Origin of the sequence: Synechococcus sp. CBW1108, from assembly GCF_015840335.1 — a bacterium.
Taxonomy (GTDB): domain Bacteria; phylum Cyanobacteriota; class Cyanobacteriia; order PCC-6307; family Cyanobiaceae; genus Cyanobium_A.
Genome location: NZ_CP060395.1, coordinates 1,334,151 through 1,359,763 on the forward strand (window position 1 = coordinate 1,334,151; position 25,613 = coordinate 1,359,763).

23 protein-coding genes are annotated in these 25,613 nt (G+C 65.1%); 15 read left to right on the forward strand and 8 right to left on the reverse strand.

All coding sequences use genetic code 11. The features are described from left to right. Positions 1–67 precede the first annotated feature (67 nt). The 4 genes from H8F27_RS07135 to H8F27_RS07150 all read left to right on the forward strand — a co-directional run bounded on the left by H8F27_RS07135 (position 68) and on the right by H8F27_RS07150 (position 2,390). A complete protein-coding gene (locus tag H8F27_RS07135; RefSeq protein ID WP_197152630.1) occupies positions 68–997 on the forward strand; it encodes a shikimate dehydrogenase in 930 nt (309 codons plus the stop codon). A 28-nt stretch (positions 998–1,025) separates the two neighbouring features. Further along, on the forward strand, positions 1,026–1,487 hold the full coding sequence (locus tag H8F27_RS07140; RefSeq protein ID WP_197152632.1) for a Tic20 family protein: 462 nt from the start codon (positions 1,026–1,028) through the stop codon (positions 1,485–1,487). A gap of 77 nt (positions 1,488–1,564) precedes the next feature. Beyond that, positions 1,565–1,927 (forward strand): 30S ribosomal protein S6, encoded by a 363-nt coding sequence (rpsF, locus tag H8F27_RS07145; protein ID WP_197152634.1) that lies wholly within the window; start codon positions 1,565–1,567, stop codon positions 1,925–1,927. Between the two features lie 82 nt (positions 1,928–2,009). Then, complete coding sequence (locus tag H8F27_RS07150) at positions 2,010–2,390, forward strand: hypothetical protein (protein ID WP_197152636.1); 381 nt, start codon at positions 2,010–2,012, stop codon at positions 2,388–2,390. Here H8F27_RS07150 and H8F27_RS07155 read toward each other — a convergent pair. Both H8F27_RS07155 and H8F27_RS07160 read right to left on the reverse strand, forming a co-directional pair. Further along, positions 2,387–3,586: an argininosuccinate synthase gene (locus tag H8F27_RS07155; protein WP_197152637.1), complete on the reverse strand. Its 1,200-nt coding sequence runs from the start codon at positions 3,584–3,586 to the stop codon at positions 2,387–2,389. The genes H8F27_RS07150 and H8F27_RS07155 overlap by 4 nt on opposite strands. Positions 3,587–3,602: 16 nt before the next feature. Beyond that, complete coding sequence (locus H8F27_RS07160; RefSeq protein WP_231596575.1) at positions 3,603–3,797, reverse strand: hypothetical protein; 195 nt, start codon at positions 3,795–3,797, stop codon at positions 3,603–3,605. 74 nt (positions 3,798–3,871) lie between these two features. On the opposite strand from H8F27_RS07160, the gene H8F27_RS07165 reads away from it, so the two are divergent. The 3 genes from H8F27_RS07165 to H8F27_RS07175 are packed head-to-tail and all read left to right on the forward strand — an operon-like array spanning position 3,872 to position 5,498. After that, positions 3,872–4,147 (forward strand): DUF3134 domain-containing protein, encoded by a 276-nt coding sequence (locus H8F27_RS07165; RefSeq protein WP_197152641.1) that lies wholly within the window; start codon positions 3,872–3,874, stop codon positions 4,145–4,147. A 35-nt stretch (positions 4,148–4,182) separates the two neighbouring features. Next, entirely contained in the window at positions 4,183–5,238 is a 1,056-nt protein-coding gene (gene mraY, locus H8F27_RS07170; protein WP_197153420.1) for a phospho-N-acetylmuramoyl-pentapeptide-transferase, read from the forward strand. A gap of 23 nt (positions 5,239–5,261) precedes the next feature. Further along, a complete protein-coding gene (locus H8F27_RS07175) occupies positions 5,262–5,498 on the forward strand; it encodes a hypothetical protein (protein WP_197152643.1) in 237 nt (78 codons plus the stop codon). A gap of 23 nt (positions 5,499–5,521) precedes the next feature. Here the strand turns inward: H8F27_RS07175 and H8F27_RS07180 are convergent, their stop codons facing one another. Beyond that, the gene (locus tag H8F27_RS07180; RefSeq protein ID WP_197152645.1) at positions 5,522–5,683 is read right to left on the reverse strand and encodes a cytochrome B6; all 162 of its coding nucleotides are present in this window, start codon (positions 5,681–5,683) and stop codon (positions 5,522–5,524) included. Positions 5,684–5,804: 121 nt separating this feature from the next. Here H8F27_RS07180 and H8F27_RS07185 point away from each other — a divergent pair, with 121 nt between their 5' ends. Beyond that, on the forward strand, positions 5,805–6,791 hold the full coding sequence (locus H8F27_RS07185; RefSeq protein WP_197152647.1) for an LCP family protein: 987 nt from the start codon (positions 5,805–5,807) through the stop codon (positions 6,789–6,791). Positions 6,792–6,896: 105 nt separating this feature from the next. Here H8F27_RS07185 and H8F27_RS07190 read toward each other — a convergent pair whose 3' ends face one another. The 3 genes from H8F27_RS07190 to recN form a co-directional block, all read right to left on the reverse strand. Then, positions 6,897–7,178 (reverse strand): hypothetical protein, encoded by a 282-nt coding sequence (locus H8F27_RS07190; protein WP_197152648.1) that lies wholly within the window; start codon positions 7,176–7,178, stop codon positions 6,897–6,899. 116 nt (positions 7,179–7,294) lie between these two features. Beyond that, positions 7,295–10,294, reverse strand: a complete 3,000-nt coding sequence (gene uvrA / locus H8F27_RS07195; RefSeq protein WP_197152655.1) for an excinuclease ABC subunit UvrA — start codon at positions 10,292–10,294, stop codon at positions 7,295–7,297. A gap of 71 nt (positions 10,295–10,365) precedes the next feature. Beyond that, a complete protein-coding gene (gene recN, locus H8F27_RS07200) occupies positions 10,366–12,051 on the reverse strand; it encodes a DNA repair protein RecN (protein WP_197153421.1) in 1,686 nt (561 codons plus the stop codon). Between the two features lie 93 nt (positions 12,052–12,144). Between recN and H8F27_RS07205 the strand changes: the two genes are divergently transcribed. The 7 genes from H8F27_RS07205 to purF all read left to right on the forward strand — a co-directional run bounded on the left by H8F27_RS07205 (position 12,145) and on the right by purF (position 22,053). Next, on the forward strand, positions 12,145–14,088 hold the full coding sequence (locus H8F27_RS07205) for an AarF/ABC1/UbiB kinase family protein (protein WP_197152657.1): 1,944 nt from the start codon (positions 12,145–12,147) through the stop codon (positions 14,086–14,088). Between the two features lie 56 nt (positions 14,089–14,144). Next, the gene (locus tag H8F27_RS07210; RefSeq protein ID WP_197152659.1) at positions 14,145–14,744 is read left to right on the forward strand and encodes an alpha/beta hydrolase; all 600 of its coding nucleotides are present in this window, start codon (positions 14,145–14,147) and stop codon (positions 14,742–14,744) included. A gap of 86 nt (positions 14,745–14,830) precedes the next feature. Further along, entirely contained in the window at positions 14,831–15,889 is a 1,059-nt protein-coding gene (thrC, locus tag H8F27_RS07215; RefSeq protein WP_197153422.1) for a threonine synthase, read from the forward strand. 399 nt (positions 15,890–16,288) lie between these two features. Then, positions 16,289–17,443 (forward strand): DNA polymerase III subunit beta, encoded by a 1,155-nt coding sequence (gene dnaN / locus H8F27_RS07220; RefSeq protein WP_197152661.1) that lies wholly within the window; start codon positions 16,289–16,291, stop codon positions 17,441–17,443. A gap of 2 nt (positions 17,444–17,445) precedes the next feature. After that, entirely contained in the window at positions 17,446–18,138 is a 693-nt protein-coding gene (locus H8F27_RS07225) for an RNA methyltransferase (RefSeq protein WP_197152663.1), read from the forward strand. Between the two features lie 63 nt (positions 18,139–18,201). Then, a complete protein-coding gene (gene purL, locus H8F27_RS07230) occupies positions 18,202–20,547 on the forward strand; it encodes a phosphoribosylformylglycinamidine synthase subunit PurL (protein ID WP_197152665.1) in 2,346 nt (781 codons plus the stop codon). A 24-nt stretch (positions 20,548–20,571) separates the two neighbouring features. After that, on the forward strand, positions 20,572–22,053 hold the full coding sequence (gene purF, locus H8F27_RS07235; RefSeq protein WP_197152667.1) for an amidophosphoribosyltransferase: 1,482 nt from the start codon (positions 20,572–20,574) through the stop codon (positions 22,051–22,053). A 34-nt stretch (positions 22,054–22,087) separates the two neighbouring features. Here the strand turns inward: purF and H8F27_RS07240 are convergent, their stop codons facing one another. Next, a complete protein-coding gene (locus H8F27_RS07240; protein ID WP_197152669.1) occupies positions 22,088–24,607 on the reverse strand; it encodes a DNA topoisomerase (ATP-hydrolyzing) subunit A in 2,520 nt (839 codons plus the stop codon). Positions 24,608–24,703: 96 nt separating this feature from the next. After that, entirely contained in the window at positions 24,704–25,603 is a 900-nt protein-coding gene (locus H8F27_RS07245; protein ID WP_370594478.1) for a tetratricopeptide repeat protein, read from the reverse strand. Positions 25,604–25,613 lie beyond the last annotated feature (10 nt).

Sequence of the window (25,613 nt, forward strand, 5' to 3'; positions counted from 1 at the left end):
TCAGCAACCAGGGCCTTTCCAGGCGAGGGGTGGTTCCCGAACAGGCCCAAGCACCGCCCCTTTCGCCATGACCCCATCGATTTCCGGACACACTGCCCTAGCTGGGGTTCTGGGGAACCCGGTGCACCATTCCCTCTCTCCGGCCATGCACAACGCCGCCCTGGCGGAGCTGGGCCTTGACTGGGTGTACCTGGCCCTGCCCGCCGCCGCCGACCAGCTGGAGGCGGTGTTGCGGGGGCTGGAGGCCGTCGATTGCCGCGGCCTCAACGTCACCTTGCCCCACAAGCAAGCCGTTGCCGGGCTGTGCCGCACCCTCTCACCCCTGGCCGAGCGGCTGGGCGCGGTGAACACCCTGGTGCGCCATCCGCTGGGGGGCTGGCGGGGCGACAACACCGATGTGGCTGGTTTCCTAGCTCCCCTGCGGGCCAGCAGGCGCGACTGGCAGGGCAAGCAGGCCGTGGTGCTGGGCTGCGGCGGCAGTGCCCGGGCCGTGGTGGCCGCCCTGGTGGAACTGGGTTGCGGCAGCATTGCGCTGGCTGGCCGCAACGCCGCCAAGCAGGAGGCCCTGCTGGCCAGCTGTCGCAGCTGGGCACCCCAGCTCGAGGCGCTCACCTGGCAACCCCAAAGCACCCAGCCCTGCCAAAGCACCGGGCTGGAGGGCGCGCTGGCCGAGGCCCGCCTGGTGGTCAACACCACTCCCGTGGGCATGGCCTCCGCCAGCGACCCAGGGGCCAAAGGCCGCTGCCCACTCAGCCCCGTCGAACTGGAGGCGCTGCAGCCGCAAACCTGCGTCTACGACCTGATCTACACCCCCCGACCCACGGCCCTGCTCGCGGCGGCCGCCGCCCAGGGCTGCGAAGTCCTGGACGGCCTGGAGATGCTGGTGCAACAGGGGGCCGCCGCCCTGCGCCAGTGGAGTGGTATCGACGCCTTGCCGGTGGCGGCGATGCGGGCTGCGGCCTTGGCCCAACTCTCCCCGCCAGGCACCGGCCCTTAGCCTTTGGGGATCCGGCACAATCGAGGCCATGCAGGCTCCCCCGATCTGGCAAAGGCTGCTGGCAGCCCTGGCCTACCTGCTGCCCTGGAGCGACGCCTTCCCCTTCGGCCGCAACCTGTTTGGCCTGTTCCCGGCCCTGCAGTGGCTGGGGGTGCCGATCCTGCCCATCGCCCTGCTGGAGCAGGCGGTGCCCTTTGGCGGCCTGGTGCTGTTCTTGGTGCTGTTCCTGGCGGTGGTGCGCAACAGCCGGGTGCCCTACCTGATCCGCTTCAACGTGCTCCAGGCGATCCTGGTGGACATCGTGATAGTGCTGATCAGCCTGGCCTTTCAGGTGTTCCAGCTCCATTCCCTCGACTTCATCGGCAAGACCCTCAGCAACACGGTCTTCCTGGGCGCCCTGGTGCTGGTTTCCTTCGCGGTGGTTCAAAACCTGCGGGGCAAGGAGGCCGACATTCCCAGCCTGTCTGAGGCGGTGCGAATGCAGCTGTAGGGTGTTGGATCCGTCGCCGGTGGGCCCCAGCCCGCTGGCCGCTGCCCCAAACCCTGAGGCGCCAACCCCAAGCGACCATGACGCAGCCCTATTACGAGACCATGTACATCCTTCGCCCGGACATTCCGGAGGAAGAGGTGGAGAGCCATGTCACCAAGTACCGCGATCTGGTCACCGAATCCGGCGGCGAGGTGCTGGATTGCCAGATGCGCGGCAAGCGCCGGCTCGCCTACACGATCGCCAAACATCGCGAAGGCATCTACGTCCAGCTCAACCACAACGGCGACGGCCAACAGGTGGGCCCACTCGAGCGGGCGATGCGGCTCTCCGAAGATGTGATTCGCTATCTCACCGTCAAGCAGGATGGGCCCATGCCCGCTCCCCGCACCCTGCCAGGGGCAGTCAGCGAAGCTGCCCCGATGGAACCGGCTGCGGTTTGATTCGGCCCGCAACCTGACACGCGATTAGGTCCAGGATCTGGCCCAACTTGTAATGCTTGCTGCGCAAGCGTAACCTCGGGCCATGGAGCCGGATCCCAGCCAAATCGAACCGGATACGCTGGGGCTATCTCCCCAGCAACTGGAGCGGGAGCTGGCCAGAACCAGGGAGGAGCTGCAGGCGATGCAGGCCCTGCTCGAGGACCTCCCCAGCGTTTTTGAGAACAAATTCCGGCAGCGACTGCAGCCCCTGCTCGAGCAGCAACAGCGACTGCTCAGCGAAAACACCGTGCTGCGCCAACACCTGCATCAACTCCAACCTGGCGTCGGCACGGCTCCCCAACCAGTGCTGCTGCCGCAGCAACAGGAAAGGCCCCGGCTGCGCCGGGCCCTGCGCCACGCCTTTGGACTGGCTGACCACAGCCAACATGACCAGAGCCAACCTGACCAGAGAAGTGCTGCCTAGCGCCGGCGGGCAGCCCAGAGGCGGGTGGGCAGGCCCCACACATAGATGAAGCCCTCGGCAGCCCGGTGGTCGAACTGATCGCCGGCGTCGTAGGTGGCCATGGAGGGAACGTAGAGGCTGTCGCTACTGCTGCGCCCCACCACAGTGGCGTTGCCCTTGTGAAGCCTGATCCGCACGGTGCCGTTAACCGCGCTCTGGGTCCGGTCGATGAAGCCGTCGATGGCGTCCTTGAGCGGCCCATACCAGAGGCCCTGGTACACCAGGTCGGCCCACTGCTGCTCGAGCTGGCGCTTGCTGCGCAGCACATCGGCCGCCAGGGTGAGGCTCTCGAGCTCCTGGTGGGCCTTAATCAGCAGCAGCAGCCCAGGGGTTTCGTAGATCTCCCGGCTCTTGATGCCCACCACCCGGTTCTCAATCATGTCGAGCCGGCCGAAGCCATGGCTGCCGGCCAGGGTGTTGGCGCGGCGGATCAGGTCCACCGGATCGAGGCGAACCCCATCGATGCTCACCGGGTTGCCCTGCTCAAAACCGATCTCCACCAGCTGGGCCTGATCCGGAGCCGCGTCCACGCTCACCGTGAGGGCATAGATCTCCTCGGGGGGCTCCACGTTGGGGTCTTCGAGGGGGCCGGCCTCGATCGAGCGGCCCAACAGGTTGAGGTCGATCGAATAGGGCGACTTCTTGCTCACCGGCGAGGGGATGCCGCAGCGCTCGCCGTAGGCGATTGTTTCCTCCCGGCTCATGCCCCACTCCCGCGCCGGCGTGAGCACCTTGAGATCGGGGGCCAGGGCGCCGATAGTCACATCAAAACGCACCTGGTCGTTGCCCTTACCGGTGCAGCCATGGGCCACCGCATCGGCCCCCACCTCGCGGGCGATCTCCACCAGCCGGCGGGCAATCAGGGGCCTGGCCAGGGCCGTGCTGAGGGGATAGCGCCCCTCGTAGAGAGCATTGGCCCGGATCGCCGGGAAGGCGAATTCGGTGATGAAGGGTTCGATCAGGTCAGTCACAATCGACTGGCTGGCGCCGGATTCGAGCGCCTTGCGGCGAATCGGCTCCAGCTCATCCCCCTGGCCCAGGTCGGCTGCGAAGGTGATCACCTCCTCCACGCCCCATTCCTGCTTTAGGTAGGGGATGCAGACGCTGGTGTCCACCCCGCCGGAATAGGCCAGCACCGCCTTCTTAGCCCGACCCATCCAGCCACTCCCGTGCTCAGACGTTCGATTCTCCCCTGTCGGGGTCGGGCAAGGACCAGTGAGTGAGCAACCACAGCCCCAGGGCCAGAGGCGGCACAAGCACCAACAACCACACCAGGGCAGGTTGCAAGGGCAAGGGCGCCGGCCAGCGCTGACCCGCTGCAGCCAGCAGGGCACTGAGGGCCAGGGCCAGGCTCCAGAGGCGTGCCACTCCAGCCAGTTTCATGATTTCCATCCTCTACACCGCTATGGTGATGGATTGGACTTGTCAAGCGCAGCCCCTTCATGAGCAACCTGGCAACCAGTGGCAGTAGCCGGCTCGACAGCATCAACCCTTCGCTGACGCGCTACGGCCGCAGCGAACCGGCTCCGGTGCTGCCCCTCCGAGATGAGCCCGACCTGCTGAGCTGGCTGGAGAGCAGCGGTCGCCTGGTGGCTGACGAGGAAACCGCCAGCACCGACGTGAGCACGGTGGAAGAGGAGGAACTCTCGGCATTGATGGGTGAGAAAGAGGACTACAACAAGGACGACGAACAACAGGAGGAAAACTGGGAAGACTGAGGTTGGTGGTGTCCCCAGGTTCCGGCAGTCAGCCCATGGCCTTACTGCTCGGCGGCGTCCTGCTTCTGGCCTGTCTGTTGAGCGACTGGCAGAGCCGCTCCCTCCAGCTCTCCGCGCCGCTGCTGCTGGCCGCCCTGGTCAGTGGGGGAGTCACCGCCTGGGGGGTGCCGCGGCTGCAGCGACTCAAACTCGGCCAGGTGATCCGGGAAGAGGGCCCCCAGGGCCACAGGAGCAAGGCGGGCACTCCCACCATGGGGGGCCTGCTGGTGGTGCCCGTGGGCGTACTGGTGGGCGGCCTGATCGCGCCAGGCGATCCGCGCCTGGTGGCGGTGGCGGCCGTCACCCTGGCCTTCATGGCCATCGGCGCCATTGACGACTGGCGCAGCCTCACCCGCCAGACCAACAAGGGCCTGACCGCCCGGGCCAAACTGCTGCTCCAGGCACTTGCGGCCACTCTGTTTCTGATCTGGGCTGGCCTGGGCCAGTGGCTGGGCGGGGCCGATGCTGGGGACATCGCCCTGCCCCTGGGTTGGGTGCTGCCGATCGGCTTGCTGATCTGGCCCCTGGGCCTGTTTGTCTTCATGGCCGAAAGCAACGCCACCAACCTCACCGATGGGCTCGACGGCCTGGCGGCCGGCTGTGGCGCCGTGGTTTTCTCAGGCATGGGGCTGCAACTGATGCTGCGCGGCCACGGGGGCGATGCCTCCCTGGCGGGCTTCTGCGCCGCAATGGCCGGCTGCTGGCTTGGCTTTCTGGCCCACAACCGCCATCCGGCCCGCCTGTTCATGGGCGACACCGGTTCCCTGGCGATGGGGGCGGCCCTCAGTGCCGTGGCCCTGCTTGCCAACAGCCTCTGGCCCCTGTTGCTGATGGGTGGGGTGTTCCTGGCCGAATCCCTCTCGGTGATCCTGCAGGTGTGGGTGTTCAAGGCCACCAAAGACCCAGCCACCGGCCAGGGCCGGCGCCTGTTCAAGATGGCCCCGCTGCACCACCACTTCGAGCTGGGGGGGCTGGGCGAGCAAACCGTGGTGATCCGTTTCTGGATCGCCAGCCTGCTACTGGTGGGAATGGGTTTGGTGCTGCTGCCCTGAACCCTGCCCCCTCCCCCGATCCCATGGCCTACTTCACCTGGAAGGAAACCGGCCTCAGCTCAGACTGTGCCAGCCTGCCGGCCATGGCCGCCCGCTTTGAAGAAGCCGCCGCCCTGATGCGCCGCATGGCTGCCGAAGGTTTCCAGCTTGAGCGGCACAGCGACGGCCAACACATCACCCACCCGGATCCCAGCGTGTTTGAGGCCTACGGCTTCATCAACGAGGAATCCCCCGTGCGCCAGCTCACCCTGCTGAACTGAGCTGCCAACGCCCAACCTGGGGATCAGTTGCGCCGCAGATAACCCACCACCCACACCACCACAAAGGCCAGGGAGGAAAGACCCAGGTAGATCAGGGCCCATTTCTGCAACGTGACAATGTCCCAGCCGAACAACAATCCATTGGCCGCGTCGCCGGCTGTGCTGAAACCCAACGGCCAACCCATCTGCGTGTCCCTGGATAGAAGTAAACCACTCTGATTGTGCCGGGTGCCAACCATCGTTGCGGCCCCCAGCGCCTGGTAGGCAAGGGATTTGGCCCTTATGGTGCATTCAGCAAAAGCAACCATGAGCCAGGTCCCACTCCGCCAGCGTCGCAGTGACGGCGACAGCAGCAGCCCGCCTGGGGTGACCGACCTGCGCAGCCGCCGCAAATCACCCCAACCGGCCAAGCCAACCGTGGCCGCCAAACGGCGCCGCCCGCCCCTGGTGCCCTTTGCCCTTGGGATTGCCCTGGGCTACGGCCTGGCCGGCCCCCTGCCCCAGCTGGCCACGGGAGCCATGGCCGCCCTGCTGCATGGGCCCCAGCAGCTCAGCGCGCTGATCAACCCCTTCGCCTCCGCCAAACGGCGCATCCTGGTGATCGGCACCGACAAGGTCGCCGAAAACACCGATGTGATGTTCACGGTGCAGCTCAAGGACGGCACCACCCAGCTCACCCAGGTGCCCCGGGACACCTTCGTGGAGTCGAGCGAATTCGGCATCGTCAAGGCCAATGCCCTCTACGCCTTCGGCGGCATGGATGCTCTGAAGCAGGAAATCGCCAACCTGCTGGATGCGCCGGTGGATCGCTATGTGCGGGTGAACCTGCGGGCAGTGGAGCACCTGGCGGCAGCCCTCGGTGGCGTCGAAGTGGATGTACCCAAACGGATGTACTACGTCGACAACGCCCAGAACCTCTACATCGACCTCTATCCGGGCCGCCAGGTGCTCAGGGGGGAGCAGCTTGAGGGCTTCCTGCGCTTCCGCCACGACGAACTGGGTGACCTGGGCCGGATGGAGCGGCAGAAACTGGTGCTGGCCGAGGTGTTTCGCAAGCTGGCCCAGCCAGCCACCCTGAACCGCCTGCCCGAGCTGCTCAAGGTTGCCGGCAACGACATCAAGACCGATCTCTCCCCTCTGGAGCTGGGCCAGCTGGTAACGGCCATGGCCAGCACCAAGCTCAGCACCGGCCAGTTACCCGGCCGACTGTTCTGGCACAACGATCTGAGCTACTGGATGCCCGACGCCAACAGCGAATACGCCGGTATTGCCAGCCAGGAACCGGAACCCTGATCCGCCCTGGGTTCAACGAAACATTGGGGTAATATCAATACAATTCAAAGAAAAGGGAGCTTATTTATGTTCCCAAAACGAGAATTGTCCCGAACAAAGATCGGCCTATTGAGAAATAAAATTAAAGCATTCAGCGCCCCGCTCTTCCGGCTTGCCGGAGAAACCACCAGGTTCAGGCACATGGGCCATCAGCACATCGGCAACAAAGCGATCCGATGACTCCTTGGAGTCCCAAATTGCCACAATCAACACACCACCATCAACCGCTCCAGCTGCGTGATGGAGCTGCCCCTTTGGCAAGCCACCCTTTGGATGAACAGCTGCGACTTCGTCCCGATACTGCTGTTCCGTTGCACCTGGCCAGAAATGGGTAAGGATATAAGCCATCAGCGAGAACGAAATAATAACCTTCCCACAGTAGCGACTGTGGCAAAGCAATCATGACTTCATCGTAAATGTTATTGTTGTAACAGGATGACGAAATCCTTATATCCTCTCTTGTATCACGCCACCACAACCTCAGGAGGATGCTGCTCCAGCACCTGCTTGAGATACCTGCCCGTGTGACTTGTGGGATGCTCGGCAACCTCCTCAGGAGTGCCCGTCACCACGATCTCTCCTCCCTTGTCTCCCCCTTCTGGGCCAAGATCCACGATCCAGTCGGCACAACGGATCACATCGAGGTTGTGCTCGATCACCAGGATCGAGTTGCCCTTGTCCACCAGCCGTTGCATCACATCCATCAGCTTGTGCACGTCAAAAAAGCTCAGGCCGGTGGTGGGCTCGTCGATCAGGTAGAGGGTCTTGCCGGTGGCCCGCTTGGAGAGTTCGGTGGCCAGCTTCACCCGCTGGGCCTCACCGCCGGAGAGGGTGGGCGCCGGCTGGCCCAGCTTCACGTAGCCCAGGCCCACATCCACCAGGGTGCGCAGCCGATCGGCCGCCTGGGGAATGGCTGAGAACACATCGGCGGCCTGCTCCACCGTCATCTCCAGCACATCGGCGATGGTGTGACCCCTGTAGGTCACCTGGAGGGTTTCGCGGTTGTAGCGGGCCCCCTTACAGACATCGCACTGAACATAGACATCCGGCAGAAAGTTCATCTCGATCACATTGACGCCTTGGCCGCCGCACGCCTCACAGCGGCCGCCCTTGACGTTGAAACTGAACTGGCCCACCTGATAGCCCCGGGCCTTGGCCTCCACCGTGGCCGCAAACACCTGGCGAATCGGATCAAAGGCTCCGGTGTAGGTGGCGGGATTGGAGCGGGGGGTGCGCCCGATCGGCGATTGGTCGATCACGATCACCTTGTCGATTGCCTTAATGCCGCGCAACTCCCCCAGGCCAGCCGGGAAGGGCACCTTCATACCCAGCTGGTGCTCCAGCGCAGGATGCAGCAGCTCATTCACCAGGGTGCTCTTGCCGCTACCGCTCACGCCGGTGACGCACACCAGCCGGCCCAGGGGGATCTCCACATTGAAGCCAGCGAGGTTGTTGCGCTCGCAGTTCACCAGGCTGATCCGGCGGCTGCCGCTGGTGCGGCGCTCGGCCGGGGTGGGAATGGAGCGGCGACCGCTGAGGTAGGCGCCGGTGAGGGAATCTTCCGCCGCCAGCAAATTAGCCAAACTGCCCTCAGCCACGATATGGCCGCCATGCACGCCGGCCCCCGGACCGATGTCCACCAGGTGGTCGGCGGCGCGAATGGTGTCTTCGTCGTGCTCCACCACGATCAGGGTGTTGCCCAGATCCCGCAGTTTCAGCAGGGTGTTGAGCAGGCGGTCGTTGTCGCGCTGGTGCAGGCCGATGCTCGGCTCATCCAGCACGTAGAGCACGCCGGTCAGGCCGGCACCGATCTGGGTGGCCAGCCGGATGCGCTGGGCCTCGCCGCCACTGAGGGTCATGGCCGGCCGATCCAGGCTGAGGTAGTCGAGGCCCACATCCAGCAGGAATTTGAGCCGCAACCGGATCTCCCGCAGCACCAGGTCGCCGATCTGGATCTGGCGCGGCGAAAGCAGGGGCTCGGCCCCTTCGCTTTCGCCCACCCCCATCAACGATTCAATCCGCCGCAGGGTTTCGCCCACGCTCACGGAAGTGAGTTCGTGGATGGCGTAGGGGCCCACCCGCACCGCCAGGGCTTCCGGTCGCAGCCGCAACCCATGACAGGTGGCGCACGGAACCAGCTCCAGGAACTTCTCCAACTTCTGGCGCACCGATTCACCGCTGGCATCGGCCAGCTGGCGCTCCAGGATCGGCAGGATCCCCTCGAAGGGCCGCTCAAAGCCGGCGCTCTTGCGATAGCGGCTATCGGCCTGGATCAGGATTGGCTCCCGGCTGCCATTGAGCAGCACATCGCGCTGCTCGTCGCTGAGCTGGTTCCAGGGCGTTTTGATCTCAAATTTGAACGCCTCACCCACTGAATAGAGCAGGGAGAAGTAGTAGGAGTTGTCCTTGTCGGCCCAGGGGGCAATTGCTGCATAAACCGGCAGGCTGGGATCGGGCACCACCCGCTCGGCGGTGAACTTGCGCAGGTGGCCGATGCCGTGGCAGTCGGGGCAGGCGCCGTAGGGGCTGTTGAAGGAGAACAGCCGCGGCGAGAGCTCCTCCATCACGGCGCCGTGCACCGGGCAGGCGAAGTTCTCGGAGTAGAGCCGTTCCTGCTCCACCCCCTCGGGCAGCTCCTCCCCCGCCTTCGGCACCACCTCCACCAGGGCCAGGCCATCGCCGCGCTTGAGGGCCGTGCGCAGGGAATCGGTCAGCCGCTCCTGCACCCCTTCCCTGGCCACCAGCCGGTCCACCACCACCTCGATGTTGTGGGCGTGGTTCTTGTCGAGCTCGATGTTGTCGGCGAGCTCGCGCACCTCGCCGTTGATGCGAACTCGGGCAAAGCCCTCAGCAACCAGACCCCCCAGCAGCTTCACGTGGCTGCCCTTCTTGCCCCGCACCACCGGAGCGAGCAGCTGGTAGCGGGTGCCCTCGGGCAGGGCCAGGATCTGGTCCACCATCTCGTCGATGGTTTGGGGCCTAATCGAGCGATCGCACTGGGGGCAGTGGGGTTCGCCGGCCCGGCCGAACAGCAGGCGCAGGTAGTCCTGGATCTCCGTCACCGTGCCAACGGTGGAGCGGGGGTTGTGGCTGGTGGATTTCTGGTCGATCGAAATCGCCGGCGAGAGCCCCTCGATCGCATCCACATCGGGCTTGTCCACCTGGCCCAGGAACTGGCGCGCATAGGCCGAGAGACTCTCGACGTAGCGGCGTTGGCCCTCGGCGAAAATCGTGTCGAAGGCCAGGGAGCTCTTGCCGCTGCCGCTCACCCCGGTGAACACCACCAGCCGGTTACGCGGGATCGTCAGATCAACGTTCTTGAGGTTGTGCTGGCGGGCACCCCGCACCCGGATCACATCCTCCAGGGCCCCGCCGCTGAGCACCCGGCTCGGATCCAGAGCCTTTTCGTGAACGGTCTGGGCGAGGGTTCTGCTGGAGGCAGCAGAGCTCTTGGCGCGGGGCATCCAGACGGCTCGACAGCTAGCCACTCTACGGATGCTCCCCGACCAGCTTGTAGGGGCGCCCCCTAGCGGGGCTATGCCGAACACTTCTCCAACAGGCTGGCGGCATAGCTGCGGGCTTCGCCGGAATCCCCACCCGCCAGCTCGGCGAGTTCCAGCTGGCGGGCTCGGATGTCCCGCAGGTGGGACACCCGGGTATGGGTGATGCCTGCCTCCACCTGCTTGGCAACACGGAAGTGGTGGTCGGCCGCCGCGGCCACCAGGGGCTGGTGGGTGACGCAGAACACCTGGCGACGCTGGGCCAGACGGGCCAACAAAGTGGCCATGGCCCCACTCACCCTGCCACTCACTCCCGTATCGATCTCGTCAAACAGCAGGGTGACGTGCTGATCAGCTGCGGCCAGACAGGTTTTCAGCGCCAGCAGAAATCGGGACATCTCGCCGCCAGAAGCCACCTCTGCCAAGGGAGCCAGGGGCACTCCCGGGTTAGCGGAAAACTGAAACTGCACCCCATCGGCCCCCTCCTCAGCCGCCGGCGCCGGATTGATAGCCACCGCAAAGCGCACATTGGCCAAGCCCATCGGCCGCAGGGCCTCCATCAGCTGCCGCTCGAGCTCACTGGCGGCCTGAAGGCGGGCCGCACTGAGCTCAGCATTGGCCCGATCCCTTTGCTGGCGGGCCCCATGCTCGGCCAACTCCAGGGCCGCCAGGGATGCCGCACCGCCCCCCGGAGCCAGCTGCTCCCGCAGGCGATCCCGCAGGGCGATCAGGGCCTCCAGCCCCTCGCCATGGCGGCGCTCGAGGGCCTTGAGCTGGGCCATCCGCTCCTGTAGGGCCCCGAGGCTTTCGGGATCGCTGTCGAGGGCAGCGCCATAGCCATCCAGGTTGCGAGCCAGCTCCTGGAGGCCTGAAAGGGAATCACTGCAGAGGTTGCGCAAGGGGGCGACCCCGCCGTCGAGCCCCTCCATCAGGAGCAGCTCCTGCTCGCAGACTGCAAGATGGTCGAGCACGGAGGGCGCCTGCTCCGCCCCCTCCACCAGGCGACCCAGCAGGGCCATCACCCCTTCCTGCAGCCGCACGCCGTGGGCGAGGCGATTTTCCTCCGCCAGCAACTGCTGGCGCTCCTGGGGATCCTCGAGCTGGGCGGCCTCCAGGTCTGCCAGTACCTGTTCCTGCAGGGCACGCTTCTGCTCAATCTGGTCAAAGTCAGCGCGCGCCTGATCCAGTTCCGCCGCTGCCCGTTTCCACTGGCTCCAGGCGGTGGCCACCGGCTCCAACAGGGCCTGGACGGGATCCCCAGCGAAACGGTCCAACCAGCGCCGCTGCTGGCCAGGTCGGCCCAGTTGCTGGGTTTGGCCCTGCACGGTGAGATCCAGCAGCAGGGGCCTCAGCTCCTGAATCTGGGCCCGACTCACCGCCACACCGTTGAGACGATGGCGGCTGGTCAGTCGCTCCTCCGTGAGCCGCCACTCCCGCGTCAGCAGCAATTCATCTTCCGGCTCCAGTTGCTGCTGCCCTAACCAGTTCAGAACTGGAGGGGTGAGGCTGAAGCTGGCCTCAATCACGCCGCGCTCGGCACCCTGGCGCAGCAAGCGGGCCCCCGCACTGCCCTGGGCACCGCCCAACAGGGCATCGAGGGCATCGAGCAGGATCGACTTGCCCGCCCCGGTTTCGCCGGTGAGCACCGTGAAACCCGCGGAGAAACTGAGCTCGAGCCCCTCGATCAGGGCGATGTTCTCGAGACGCAGTCCAGTCAGCACAGGTCCGTCCGACAAGCGGAAGGTGATCGCCCTGACCGTAGCGGCTGGGTCTTTCGTTTAGAAGGGGGGGAAATTCTTAAACGGCCCCGTGGCATGGTGAGCGCCCCTCCTGAGCCAGCTCCGGAAATCACGCCTGAGGCCCCAGCTCAAGGCGACAAAGAGTCTCCCGCTCGAAGCGACAAAACCGAGCTCAGCGACTTCATCGAAGCGGCAGGCCTACTCAGCTACGACCCGGCCGCCATCACCCGGATCTACGCCGGCCACCCCCAGAGGCTGATCCGGCGCCTCTGGCAGACCCTGGTGCCGATTGGCCTCTACCTGCTGGGGGTCTGGTTTGACTGGTTCACCGGCCTGCTGAAGGGCCCCGATCGGGCCCGGGCCCGGGCCCGGGAAGCAGCAGATCTGATCGCCTCCCTGGGCCCCGCCTTCATCAAGGCCGGGCAGGCCCTCTCCACCCGGCCAGACATCGTGCCGCCGCTGTTGCTGGAGGAGCTGGCCCAACTTCAGGACCAACTTCCAGGCTTCGATTCAGCCCTGGCCATGGCCTGCATCGAGGATGACCTCGGTGCCCCGGTGCTGGAGATCTATGAACAGCTAGATGCAGAACCGATCTCCGCCGCCTCCCTCGGCCAGGTGCACAAAGGGGTGCTCAAGGGCGGTCAGGAGGTTGCGGTCAAAGTGCAACGACCGGGGCTGCGCGAACAGATCACGCTCGATCTCTACATCGTGCGCAACATCGCCGCCTGGCTGAACCAGAACGTGGGCCTGATCCGCAGCGACCTGGTGGCCCTGATCGATGAGCTGGGCAAGCGGGTGTTCGAGGAGATGGACTACTGCAATGAGGCGGCCAACGCCGAACGTTTCGCAGCCCTGCACGCCCACAACACCCGCATCGCCGTCCCCCGCATCTATCACCAGGCCACCAGCCGCCGGGTGCTCACCATGGAGTGGATCGAGGGGGTGAAACTCACCAACCTCGAGGCCGTGCGTGGCATCGGCGTTGACCCCGACGAAATGGTGAATATCGGTGTTAATTGCAGCTTGCAGCAATTGCTGGAGCACGGCTTTTTTCACGCCGACCCCCACCCGGGCAACCTGCTGGCCCTCTCTGACGGCCGCCTGGCCTACCTCGACTTCGGCATGATGAGCGAAGTGAGTCGCGAATCGCGCACGGGCCTGATCCAGGCGGTGGTGCACCTGGTCAATCGCAACTTCGGCAAGCTCAGTAAGGATTTCGTCAGCCTGGGCTTTCTTGCCGAAGACGTCAATCTCGAGCCGATCGTGCCGGCCTTCGAGAAGGTCTTCGGCCAGGCGATCGAGCAGGGCGTCAGCCGCATGGATTTCAAAGCCGTTACCGACGACCTCTCCGGGGTGATGTATCGCTTCCCCTTCCGGGTGCCGCCCTATTACGCCCTGATCATCCGCTCCCTGGTGACCCTGGAGGGGATCGCCCTGAGCGTGGATTCTGAATTCAAGATTCTTGGCGCCGCCTATCCCTATTTCGCCCGGCGACTGATGGAGGATCCCGATCCCAGCCTGCGTCAAAGCCTCAAGGAAATGCTCTTCGACGGCGACATCTTCCGCTGGCAGCGGCTCGACAACCTGATTGCCAGCGCCTCCCAGGGCAGCCAGCTGGATCTTGAGGGGCTACTGGATCAGGTGCTGACCTTCCTGTTTTCAGCCAATGGGGGGCTGCTGCGCCAGCAACTGGTGGAAGCGGTGGTTTTCCGCATGGACGCCATGGCCTGGCACACCACCTTGCGGATCGGCAAACGGTTACCGGAGAGGCTCCAGCCCCCTGGCCTGCGCAAGCACCGGCTGAGCGACGCCAACGAGCCGCTGCTGGACCTTGAACCGGTGCGGCAATTAACGGGAATTCTCCAGGCCCTGCCGGGTTTTGAGCCCCAGATGCTGATGCGGCGCCTGCCCAGGCTTCTGGGCGAACCCCAATTGCGCCAGATGGGCATTCAACTTGCCCGTGGCCTGGCTGAACGCAGTGTGGTGCGCCTGGTGCGCGATGTGTTCGTCTCCGCCTGAATCCTCAAACGGCCGATCTAGGTTTGACCCAACTAGATCCATCTAAAAGGTTGCACATGCATAGGACTCGGGTGCTGGGCCGTACGGCGGCAGCCGCCGTGATGGGCATGAGCCTGCTGGGGGGCCTGGGGATCTGGTCGCCACCCACCGCCGGTGCCGCTGAGAATCTCGTCTTCGTCAGCGGGGCATTTCGGCGCTCGATCCCCGTGGCCGATCTGGAGAAACTGGCCGCCACCGGCCAGGCCCAGGGCCTGCTTGCCGATGTGCTGAGATTCAGCAACCAAAATCCCAAGACCGTTGGCCAGCTGCTCAACCAGTCGGTGAAGCTGCCGGTCACACTGGTCAGCAGGCTGCTGAACACCCGCATCGGTGAGGCCATCCTCGAGCGACTGGCCCAGATTGTTTTTCCCCTCAACGCATCTCAAGCTGGTGTCGTTGCCCTTCGCTCCGGCCTGGTCATGGGTGTGGTGGAGGGCAATGGTTCGATCTCAGCCATTTCCTTTTTCCGGGCCTACCCGGTTCGGGAAATGGAGGTGAGCATCCCTGCCCTGATGAACCTGATCCGCAAGGCCAGCTCAATCACCGACCTGGTGCGCTTCTTCTCCGAATCCCCCCTCGATGGCCTGCGCGGCGAGACCCCTAAAGGCACACCGTAGATTCGGCCTAGCAACTGCCTTAAACCGTGTCCCTGCTCCGTTCCCTGAAACGTCTGAGCCAGGGGCAATATGCTGGCTGTCCCACGATGCAGGACTGGCCGGGCCTGATTGAGGCCTATCGCCGTTGGTTGCCGGTCAGCGACAAGACGCCGGTGATCACCCTGCGCGAGGGAGCCACTCCCCTGATCCCCGCTCCCTTGATCGCAGAGCGCATCGGCAGAAAGGTGAAGGTATTCCTGAAATACGACGGTCTCAATCCCACCGGCTCCTTCAAGGACCGGGGCATGACGATGGCGATCTCCAAGGCCAAGGAGGAGGGCTCAGAAGCGGTGATCTGCGCCAGCACCGGCAACACCTCGGCCGCTGCCGCCGCCTATGCCCGCCGCGGCGGCATGCGGGCCTTTGTGCTGATCCCAGATGGCTACGTTGCCCAGGGAAAACTGGCCCAAGCTCTGCTCTATGGCGCCGAGGTAATCGCCATCCAGGGCAACTTTGATCGGGCGCTTGCAATTGTGCAGGACATGGCCAGTAAGTATCCAATCACCCTGGTGAATTCGGTCAATCCATACCGCCTCCAGGGCCAAAAGACAGCAGCCTTTGAAGTTATAGAAGCCCTTGGGGAAGCGCCAGATTGGCTCTGCATCCCCGTTGGCAATGCTGGCAACATCAGTGCCTACTGGATGGGATTCAACGAATACAAGGCAGCTGGCCGCAGCAGGAAATTGCCGCGGATGATGGGATTTCAGGCCGCCGGCTCTGCCCCCCTGGTGCTGGGCCATTCGGTGGACCAACCAGACACGATCGCCACAGCGATCCGGATTGGCAACCCAGTAAACAGGGACAAGGCTCTCAAGGTAAAAGACGAAAGTGGGGGGGATTTCATGGCCGTAACTGATGCCGAAATCATTGACGCCTACAAGCTGCTCGGCTCTGGTGAAGGGGTGTTCTGTGAACCCGCCAGTGCCGCCTCGGTAGCTGGGTTGTTGAAGCGTCGAGAGGAAGTGCCCCCGGGCGCAACGGTGGTGTGCGTGCTGACCGGTAACGGCCTCAAGGACCCAACCACTGCCATCGAACACAACGATGCCCGCTTTCACACCGGTCTGGCGGCGGATACGGCCAAAGTTGCAGAGGTGATGGGCTTTTAAAAACGCTCCCTTGGCCCCAACCAATTATCAAAGTGGCTAATTCATACCTGGGGGAAAGGCATGGAAAAGGCGGGGATGGTGATCCGATTTCGCCAACCTCCTGGTAAAGCATTTTTCCCCAATGGCGGGAAACTGGGCAAAAGACTTGGCCATCCCCAGCACCGATTCAAAATGCCCCAGCCAAATGGGCCGGCAATGGCTTCTAGGAACTGGGGTCTGGTGGGTTTTCCACCGTTCCCCCAGCCCCTACTACGGATGTTTTTATTTCTTCTAAAAATCCTTTAATCCCTTAATCAGAAGGGCGGTTGGATACGGTTCACCGGCGTTGCGGAATCAGCCAGGCTGTGGAAGCGTGGGTCCTAACCAACGCTGGCCTCCAGGCAACCCAGTCCATACGCCATGAAGCTGGTCTGTTCCCAATCCGAACTGAGCTCCAGTCTCCAGCTGGTGAGCCGGGCGGTGGCGAGTCGCCCGACCCACCCGGTGCTTGCCAACGTGCTGCTCACTGCCGATGCGGGCACTGGACGCCTGAGCCTCACTGGTTTTGACCTCAGCCTCGGCATTCAGACCAGCTTCTCCGCCAGCGTGGAAACCAGCGGCGCCATCACCCTGCCGTCCAAGTTGTTTGGGGAAATTGTCTCGAGGCTCGCCAGTGACAATCCGATCACCCTCCACTGTGAGGAGGGGACTGAGCAGGTTGAGCTCACCAGTGTTTCCGGCAGCTACCAGATGCGAGGCATGCCGGCGGAGGATTTCCCTGACCTTCCCCTGGTGCAGAGCGGCACCCCAATCCGACTGGAGGCTGAGGCGCTGGTGAAGGGCCTGCGGGCCACCCTGTTTGCCAGCAGCAGTGATGAGTCCAAGCAGATTCTCACCGGTGTGCACCTGCGGCTGGATCACCAGGGGCTCGAGTGTGCCGCCACCGACGGCCATCGCCTCGCCGTTCTCTGCCTGGCCCACGCCGGTGCCCCCGCTCAGGCCGAAGACGGTGAACCAGGTGAACCATTCGCGGTCACCGTGCCGGCTCGCTCCCTGCGCGAACTGGAGCGCCTGCTCTCCGGCCGCCAGTCGGACGAGCCCCTGAGCTTGTTTTATGACCGGGGCCAGGTGGTGTTTCTCTGGGCTGATCAGGTGCTCACCAGTCGCAGCCTGGATGGCACCTATCCCAACTACCGGCAACTGATCCCCGATGGGTTTAGCCGCACCATCAGCCTTGATCGCCGCGCCCTTGTGTCTGCCCTGGAGAGAGTGGCCGTACTCGCAGATCAGCACAACAACGTGGTGAAATTCAGCGCGGATCCGGCCACCGGCCAGCTGCTGATCCAGGCCGATGCCCAGGATGTGGGAAGTGGCTCTGAGGCCGTAGCGGCCGAGATCACAGGGGAAGGGGTCCAGATCGCCTTCAACGTGCGCTACCTGCTCGATGGTCTCAAGACGATGGCTGCCGACAAGGTGTTGCTGCAGTGCAACGCCCCCACCACACCGGCGATCCTTACGCCTGGCGACGGTGCCCAGTTCACCTACCTGGTGATGCCCATCCAGATCCGCAGCTGAAGGTGGGCAAGCTTCCGGAGCAGTTGCTGTTGAGTGAGCTGCTGCGCAGACGGGTGCGCTGCCACCAGGGGTTGGACCACGGGGCCGGCCTCCAGGTGTGGATGCATCCCCCTGTTCATCGGGTGCTGGGCTGGATCTCGAGGCCTTCAGCGTTTGGTTCCCGCCGGCTGGTTTGGAAGCTCAACCAGCTGCGCGGCTTGATCGACCTGGAAGTGTTGGTGCAGGGGGAGCCGGCCGAAACGGAACAGGGGGTGGTCGAGAGGTTGCCCTGCCTGATCGAGGCCGAGGTGCTCGACCGGCGGCAGCAACCGATGGGCACCCTGGCGGATGCCGCCATCGAGTTGGCCACCGGCCGTATTCGCCATTACCTCTTGAGCCGCAGCGATCCCCGCCTGCCCGGCAGCAGCCGCTGGCGGCTCAGCTTGGATCGCCTGGTCGATCAGCAGCCAGGCCGGGTATGGACCAATGTCGAGGGTCTCGACGACCTGCCCCTGGCCAGGGCGAGTGTGCGGCAGGACGTTTTGCGGCGCTCCCGGCGCTGGCGAGAGCAGATGCAGCAGGTGAGTGGTCGTTTTGAGGAGAAACTCGAAGGATGGTTGGAGGAAACCCCTTGGCAGGAGCCGGGTAGCCCCCCTGAGCCAGCCCAGCAGGAAGCCCAGCCCAGCCGTTCCCGAGATGACGATCCCTGGATCTGACCAACCCAGGGCGACCGGTCCAGCCACCCTCGTGGAAACTGGAAAGATCTGCCTCAGGTGTCTGTGGTCGCCGCTCCCGCCTATTCCGTTCCCGAGGCACTGAAAAAGGAGAACCTCAGCCAGGCCGATTACGACGAGATCTGCCGCCGCCTGGGCCGGGCCCCCAACCGGGCCGAACTGGGCATGTTTGGGGTGATGTGGTCGGAGCACTGCTGCTACCGCAACTCGCGGCCCCTGCTTGCGGGCTTCCCCACCACCGGCCCCCGCATCCTGGTGGGCCCTGGCGAGAACGCCGGCGTGGTGGATCTGGGCGAGGGCCAGCGCCTGGCCTTCAAGATCGAGAGCCACAACCACCCCTCGGCGGTGGAGCCGTTCCAGGGGGCGGCCACGGGTGTGGGCGGCATCCTGCGCGACATCTTCACCATGGGAGCCCGGCCGATCGCCCTGCTCAATGCCCTGCGTTTTGGGCCCTTGGAGGACGGGCGCAACGTGGGCCTGATGGAGGGCGTGGTGGCCGGCATCGCCCACTACGGCAACTGCGTGGGCGTGCCCACCGTGGGCGGTGAGGTGGCCTTCGATCCCAGCTACTCCGGCAACCCTCTGGTGAACGCCATGGCCCTGGGGCTGATGGAAACCGAGCAGATCGTCTGCTCCGGCGCCGAGGGCGTGGGCTACCCGGTGGTGTACGTGGGCAGCACCACCGGCCGCGACGGCATGGGCGGCGCCAGCTTTGCGTCCGCCGAGCTCACCGAGGCCTCCTTGGATGATCGGCCCGCCGTGCAGGTGGGTGATCCGTTTCTCGAGAAAGGGTTAATTGAGGCCTGCCTGGAGGCCTTCGCGAGCGGCGATGTGGTGGCCGCCCAGGACATGGGCGCCGCCGGCCTCACCTGCAGCTGCTCGGAGATGGCCGCCAAGGGGGGGCTGGGCATCGAGCTGGACCTCGATCGCGTGCCCGCCCGCGAGACCGGCATGACGGCCTATGAGTTTCTGCTCAGCGAATCCCAGGAGCGGATGTTGTTTGTGGTGAAGCCCGGCACGGAGGAGGTGCTGATGGAGCGTTTCACCCGCTGGGGCCTGCAGGCGGCCGTGGTGGGCAGGGTGCTGCAGGAAAATGTGGTGCGGGTGCTCCAGAACGGGGAGGTGGCGGCCGAGGTGCCCGCCAGCGCCCTGGCCGACGACACCCCGATCAACCACCACGAATTGCTCAGTGAGCCTCCGGCCGAGATCCAGGCCCACTGGCGCTGGCGCGAAGACCAGTTGCCAGCTGAGCTGCCGATCAGCTGGAACGGTGCCCTGCTGGAGCTGCTAGACGACCCCACCATCGCTTCGAAGCGATGGGTGTATCGCCAATATGACCACCAGGTGCAGGTCAACACCGTGGTGCCCCCTGGCGGTGCCGATGCGGCCGTGGTGCGGCTGCGTCCCCAGCAGGGGGAGGGCGCCATGGCGGCATCGAGCCGTGGCGTGGCAGCCGTGGTGGATTGCCCCAACCGCTGGGTGGCCCTCGACCCCGAGCGGGGGGCCATGGCGGCGGTGGCTGAAGCTGCCCGCAACCTCAGCTGCGTCGGCGCTGAGCCCCTGGCGATTACCGACAATCTCAACTTCCCCTCGCCGGAAACATCCACCGGTTACTGGCAGCTGGCGATGGCCTGCCGCGGCCTTTCGGCCGCCTGCACGGCGCTCGACACGCCAGTCACCGGCGGCAACGTCTCTCTCTACAACGAAACTCGCCTGCCCGATGGCTCCATGCAGCCCATCCAGCCCACGCCGGTGGTGGGCATGGTGGGCCTGGTGCACGATCTGGCCCAGCTGCGGGGCCTGGCCTGGCGCGAAGCCGGTGATGCCATCTGGCTGCTCGGGGTGCCCCTGGCAAGCCAGGCTGGCGCCGCCATTGAGGAAAGGGTGAGCCTCTCTGGCAGCAGCTACCTGGAGCGCATCCATGGTTTGGTGACTGGTCGCCCGCCGCTGATCGACCTGGCATTGGAACGGCAGGTGCAGGCGTTCCTGCGCCAGGCCATTGGCGCCAACCTGGTCAATTCCGCCCACGACCTCAGCGATGGCGGCCTGGCGGTGGCTGCAGCGGAGTGCTGCATTGCCAGTGGCCTTGGCGCCCAGCTCCAACTGCCCCCCAGTGGCGATCGCCTGGATCGCCTGCTGTTTGCCGAGGGCGGTGCCCGCATCCTGGTCAGCGTGGCGCCTGCGGCGGCCCAGAGGTGGCAGGCGGCGCTCGCCGCTGCTGCCGTTCCGGCCCAGCCGATTGGGACAGTCACGGCCCTGGCCTCCCTGAGGATCAGCCAGGCCGGCAGCTTGCTGGTGGATCAGGGAATTGGGGAGCTGCAGACCTGCTATGAGCAGGCCATCCCCCGGCGCATGGGTGGGGATCTGGTGCAGAATGCCAGCTCCTTCTGATCCTTACGTGGGTCCGTGCTGGTGATGCATTCGGACCCCACCGATCAGCGGCCTGACAAACCAGAGGAGGCCTGCGGCATCTACGCCGTACTGGCGCCTGGGGAGCCGGTGGCAAACCTCACCTACTTTGGCCTCTATTCCCTCCAGCATCGCGGCCAGGAGTCGGCAGGTATCGCCGTCTTCGATGCCGGCCACAAGGTGCGGCTGCATAAAGACATGGGCCTGGTCAGCCAGGTGTTCGACCAGGACGTGTTGGAACGCCTGGTCGGCGACCTGGCCGTAGGCCACAACCGTTACTCCACCACCGGTAGCAGCAAGGTCTGCAATGCCCAGCCGGTGGTGCTGATGACCCGGCTAGGCCCGTGCGCCCTGGCCCACAACGGCAACCTGGTGAATGCGGCCGAGCTGCGCCTGGAGCTGGCAGATATCGCCAGCGAGCTCACCTCCACCACCGATTCCGAGTTGATTGCCTTTGCGATCCAGCAAGCGGTGAATGGCGGCCGCGACTGGGATGGGGCAATCCGCCATGCCGCCAGCCGCTGCCGCGGCGCCTTCAGCCTGGTAATCGGCACCCCCCAGGGCTTATTCGCCCTGCGTGATGGTCACGGCATCCGCCCCCTGGTGTTTGGTCACATCGGCGATCTGGTGGATGCCCAGTGGGTTGTCAGCAGTGAGTCCTGTGGTCTCGACATCATCGGCGCTGTTTTTGACGGAGACGTGGAACCAGGCGAGATCATCCATTTCAGAGCGGGTGATCCCCTGCCGGAGCGCAGCAGCTGGTGCGTGGAGGAGGCCAAGCTCTGCATCTTCGAGATGATCTATTTCGCCCGACCCGACAGCCGCTTCTTCGGCGAATCCCTCTACAGCTACCGGGTGCGGATCGGCGAGGCCCTGGCCCGGGAAACGCCTGTGGCGGCAGACATTGTTATCGGTGTGCCCGATTCCGGCATTCCGGCTGCCATCGGTTACTCCCAGGCGAGTGGCATCCCCTTCGGCGATGGCCTGATCAAGAACCGCTACGTGGGTCGCACCTTCATCCAGCCCACCCAGGCGATGCGCGAGGCGGGAATCCGGGTCAAACTCAACCCCCTGCCCGATGTGCTGGCGGGCAAGCGGGTGGTGGTGATTGATGATTCGATCGTGCGCGGCACCACCAGTCGCAAGTTGGTGCAGGCCCTGCGCGATGCCGGGGCCCTCGAAGTGCACATGCGGATCAGTTCGCCGCCGGTCACCCACCCCTGTTTTTATGGCATCGACACCGACACCCAGGACCAGCTGATCGCTGCCCGGCTCAGCCTCGCTGAGATCTCCTCCCACCTGGGCGTCGATTCGCTCGCCTACCTGAGTCAGCAGGGCATGGTGGAGGCGGCCCAGGCAAATTCCAGCCATTTCTGCACGGCCTGCTTCGACGGAAGCTACCCAATCGAGATGGACGAGCAGGTGCGTTCCAGCAAGTTGATGCTGGAGCCCTCCGGAATCGCTGCCAGCGTGCTGCTGCACCGGTAGTTGCACTACCAGCTGCACCGGTAGTGGCCCGGCACTAGGGGGTGTTGATCAACGGCACCAGTTCCCGAAGTTGCTGGCCCGCCGGCAGATCGAGGCAGATGCCAGCACCGCCGCAGTCTTCCGGGGTCAGCTGGCTGAGCTCGAGGCGGCCGCTCCAGCCCCTGTCGCTCAGCAATCCCACCAGGGGCCTGTCGGCTCCGCTCAGGTCGATCAGGGCATCGCCCCGCTGTTGGATCCGCAGGCCGATCTGGCCCATGTCACCGCGCTGGCACGGGCGCAGGCTTGAGATTCGCAGCAGCTTCAGCTGCCCGGCTCCGCTGGCCAGCAGCAGGCTGGCCGATTCGTCAGGGGCGCAGGCTGCCCCCACCACCACCTCGCCTGGCAGCAGCCGCATCAGCATCGGGCCCTGGGCTGCACGGCCCATCAGCGGCAGGTTGGCTTCGTTCATTAGGAGGCGAAGCATCCGCCCGGTGCTGCTCGCCACCACAAGGAGGTCCCCTTCCTGGCCGCTCACCACCCGGCGCAGGCTCACCCCTTCCTTGAGTTTGAGCACCGTGGTGGCCCTCCCAGATAACTCCTGGAATTCCCCTACGGGCAGGCGCTTGAAGCGTCCGTCGCTGCTCAGCAGCCCCAGGCTTCCCTGTTTCGGCAGCGGCAGCACCTGAACCACCTGCTCCCCTTCGAGGCTTTCGGGCAGGAAGCGCTCCAGATTGCCGGGCTGTTGGGCAGCAAATTCCCAGCGCAGCAGGGCCACCCGACCACTCACCGTGAAGGCAAGCAACAGCGGCTGGGCGGCGATGGGCAGGATCAACCTGGCGGGAGCTGGTTGCTCGGCCAGCTTTGCGGGCTCCTCGAGGTGGAGGCGACCCAGCACCTGGGGGCTGATGATCTTGACAGCCCCATCCGCCTGGATCAGCAGGCGACTATCCGGGTTGAGAGCTGCAAAGGCCTGTTGCCTCTGGAGCTCGGCGTTGGGGCGAACCGCCGCGGCCCGCTGGGCCACCAGGGCGTCACCCCCCTCCACCAGGCGGGTGCGCCGGGGTGTCGCAAAGCGCTTGCGCAACGACTTCAGCTCGGCCACCAGGGTGTTGAGCAGCAGTGTCCGGTTGTCGAGCAGCTGGCGCAGCTGGCCCTGCTCCGCGGCCAGGTTGTCCGCTTCCTTGCGCAGGCTTGCCTGCTCCAGTCCGGTTAGGCGCCGCAGGGGCATGGCCAGCACCGCATCGGCCTGGCGCTCGCTCAGATCGAATTGCACCTGCAGTCCCGCCCGGGCACTGGCGGCATCGCTGGCAGCGGTAATCAGGGCTATCACCCTTTGCAGGGAGTTGAGGGCTTTGATCAGGCCCTCGACAACTTCGAGTCGATCCTCACAGCGCTTGAGGGCGTAGCGGGTGCGCCTGATCAGGGTGAGTTCGCGGTATTCGAGGAATTCCTGCAGCAGGCGCCGCAGGCTCAGCTGTACCGGCTGGCCATTGACGAGGGCCAGCAGAATTGCCCCAAAATTGCTCTGCAGGGCGGTGCGGCGCTGGAGGTCGGCCAGCACGGTTTCGGCATTGGCGTCCCGCCGCAGCTCCACCACCACCCGCATGCCTTCCCGGTCGCTCTCGTCGCGGATGTCGGCAATACCGCCGATCTTGCCTTCGTTCACCTGCTCTGCCAGTTTCTCGATCCAGCCCGCTTTGCTCAGCTGGTAGGGCAGCTCGGTGATCACCACGGCGCCGCGTCGGTGTCGGCCCTTGCCGGGTTGCACTTCCTCGATGTGGGCCACCCCCCGCATCGGGATGCTGCCCCGGCCCAGCAGGTAGGTGTCGCGCAGCCCCTGGCCCACCAACACCTCGCCGCCGGTGGGGAAATCCGGGCCCGGTACCAGCTCCAGCAGCTTTTCGTCGCTGAGATCCGGGTTGCCCACCAGGGCGATCAGGGCATCCACCACCTCGCCCAAGTTGTGGGGCGGGATGTTGGTGGCCATGCCCACGGCGATGCCGGTGCAGCCATTGAGGAGCAGGAAGGGCAGCTGGGCGGGCAGAACCGTTGGTTCCTGTTGGGAGCCGTCGAAGTTGGGGGCAAAATCAACGGTTTCGCTGCCTATTTCATCGAGGAGGCCCTCATTGGCGATCGGGGCCAGGCGGGTTTCCGTGTAGCGCATTGCCGCCGCCGGATCGTCGTCGACGGAGCCGAAGTTGCCATGTCCATCCAGCAATGGATGGCGGCTGGCGAAGGTCTGCACCTGGCGCACCAAGGCGTCGTAGACGGCCTGGTCGCCGTGGGGGTGGTATTTGCCCAGCACGTCACCGACCACCCGGGCGCACTTGCGGTAGGGGCGATCGGGGGTGAGGCCCAGCTCATGCATCGCGAAGAGAATCCGCCGCTGCACTGGCTTGAGCCCGTCCCGCACATCCGGCAGGGCCCTTCCCACGATCACGCTCATCGCGTACTCGAGGTAGGAGCGCTGCATCTCCTGATGCAGGGCGATCGGCTGGATGCGCGGATCGTTGCCCGGATCCCTACCCGGATAGTCACCCGGTCCGCTGGATTCCCCTGAATGCTCCTCGGCCATCCGTTGCTGTGGTCTAGGGAGGGAAAGTGGGGCTCAGCCTACAGATGCTGTCCAGGGATCCCCAGCCCATCTGGGGGGTTCAGTTCAAGCTTGGCCTCACTCCTCTTCGCTGCTTTCCCCCTCAGGGCTGGCATTGGCGAGGGCCCGATCCACCACTGGTTTGAGCTCGCCCAGCAGCAGCAGTTGCTGGGTGGTGCTGCGCAGTTTCGGACCCCAGAGCTGTTCTTTTTGATAGCTCTCCAGCACGTAGTTGGGGTCGTTGTCTAGGGCTTTGCTGGCCAGTTCCAGGGCTTCGCTGCGCCCTTCGGCGCCACTGGCAAACAGGCCAGCGGCCAGGGCCAGGGTCGGTTCGGCAGCGTCTGGTTTGATGCCCAACACCTGGCGCCAGCGCTGGATGGCGGCCTTGTTCTGGCCCTGCTCGAACAGCACCAGCCCCTGGTTGTTGAGGGCTTCCCAGAAGTCTTTGCGCAGGGAGGAGGCCCGCTCAAAGGCCGCCAGGGCCTCGCCGCTCTGGCCGAGAAGGATGCGGGCGTTGCCGAGGTCGAAGTAGGCCCCCGCATTGCTCCTGTCGAGCTTCAGGCCCTGCTCCAGCAGGTTGATGGCCTCACTTGGCTTGCTGGCCCGTAGGGCCAGGGAGCCCTCGGCAAACCAGATGCCCGGGTTGCGGGGATCGAGTTGTTTGGCCTTCGCCAGGGAGATGCCGGCCTGCTCCAACTGGTTGCTGCGCAGCTGGGCCTCGGCCAGCAGCACCCAGCCGCGGGGGTCTTCAGGCAGCAGCTGCACCGTCAGGGCCGCAAGGCGCGCCGCATCCCCGGCCTGGCCTAGGCGCAGCAAGCGGGCGGCCGCCTGGGCAATTCCCATTCCGGCGCCTTCGAGCTCCTGGCGTTGGGGTACATAGACGTAGGGCACCAGGGCCTTGGCGGGTAAGCCCGTGGTGAGCAGCAGTCCGATGGCACCAACCAGAGACCAACAAGTGCGCATCCGGCGCCGTGCCATCGCTTGGGTA

Bases quoted from the DNA above. Each gene is read 5' to 3' on its own strand.
- H8F27_RS07135 (WP_197152630.1), top strand. From the start codon at position 68: ATGACCCCATCGATTTCCGGACACACTGCCCTAGCTGGGGTTCTGGGG.
- H8F27_RS07140 (WP_197152632.1), top strand. From the start codon at position 1,026: ATGCAGGCTCCCCCGATCTGGCAAAGGCTGCTGGCAGCCCTGGCCTAC.
- rpsF (WP_197152634.1), top strand. From the start codon at position 1,565: ATGACGCAGCCCTATTACGAGACCATGTACATCCTTCGCCCGGACATT.
- H8F27_RS07150 (WP_197152636.1), top strand. From the start codon at position 2,010: ATGGAGCCGGATCCCAGCCAAATCGAACCGGATACGCTGGGGCTATCT.
- H8F27_RS07155 (WP_197152637.1), bottom strand. From the start codon at position 3,586: ATGGGTCGGGCTAAGAAGGCGGTGCTGGCCTATTCCGGCGGGGTGGAC.
- H8F27_RS07165 (WP_197152641.1), top strand. From the start codon at position 3,872: ATGAGCAACCTGGCAACCAGTGGCAGTAGCCGGCTCGACAGCATCAAC.
- mraY (WP_197153420.1), top strand. From the start codon at position 4,183: ATGGCCTTACTGCTCGGCGGCGTCCTGCTTCTGGCCTGTCTGTTGAGC.
- H8F27_RS07175 (WP_197152643.1), top strand. From the start codon at position 5,262: ATGGCCTACTTCACCTGGAAGGAAACCGGCCTCAGCTCAGACTGTGCC.
- H8F27_RS07180 (WP_197152645.1), bottom strand. From the start codon at position 5,683: ATGGGTTGGCCGTTGGGTTTCAGCACAGCCGGCGACGCGGCCAATGGA.
- H8F27_RS07185 (WP_197152647.1), top strand. From the start codon at position 5,805: ATGAGCCAGGTCCCACTCCGCCAGCGTCGCAGTGACGGCGACAGCAGC.
- H8F27_RS07190 (WP_197152648.1), bottom strand. From the start codon at position 7,178: ATGGCTTATATCCTTACCCATTTCTGGCCAGGTGCAACGGAACAGCAG.
- uvrA (WP_197152655.1), bottom strand. From the start codon at position 10,294: ATGCCCCGCGCCAAGAGCTCTGCTGCCTCCAGCAGAACCCTCGCCCAG.
- H8F27_RS07205 (WP_197152657.1), top strand. From the start codon at position 12,145: ATGGTGAGCGCCCCTCCTGAGCCAGCTCCGGAAATCACGCCTGAGGCC.
- H8F27_RS07210 (WP_197152659.1), top strand. From the start codon at position 14,145: ATGCATAGGACTCGGGTGCTGGGCCGTACGGCGGCAGCCGCCGTGATG.
- thrC (WP_197153422.1), top strand. From the start codon at position 14,831: ATGCAGGACTGGCCGGGCCTGATTGAGGCCTATCGCCGTTGGTTGCCG.
- dnaN (WP_197152661.1), top strand. From the start codon at position 16,289: ATGAAGCTGGTCTGTTCCCAATCCGAACTGAGCTCCAGTCTCCAGCTG.
- purF (WP_197152667.1), top strand. From the start codon at position 20,572: ATGCATTCGGACCCCACCGATCAGCGGCCTGACAAACCAGAGGAGGCC.
- H8F27_RS07240 (WP_197152669.1), bottom strand. From the start codon at position 24,607: ATGGCCGAGGAGCATTCAGGGGAATCCAGCGGACCGGGTGACTATCCG.
- H8F27_RS07245 (WP_370594478.1), bottom strand. From the start codon at position 25,603: ATGGCACGGCGCCGGATGCGCACTTGTTGGTCTCTGGTTGGTGCCATC.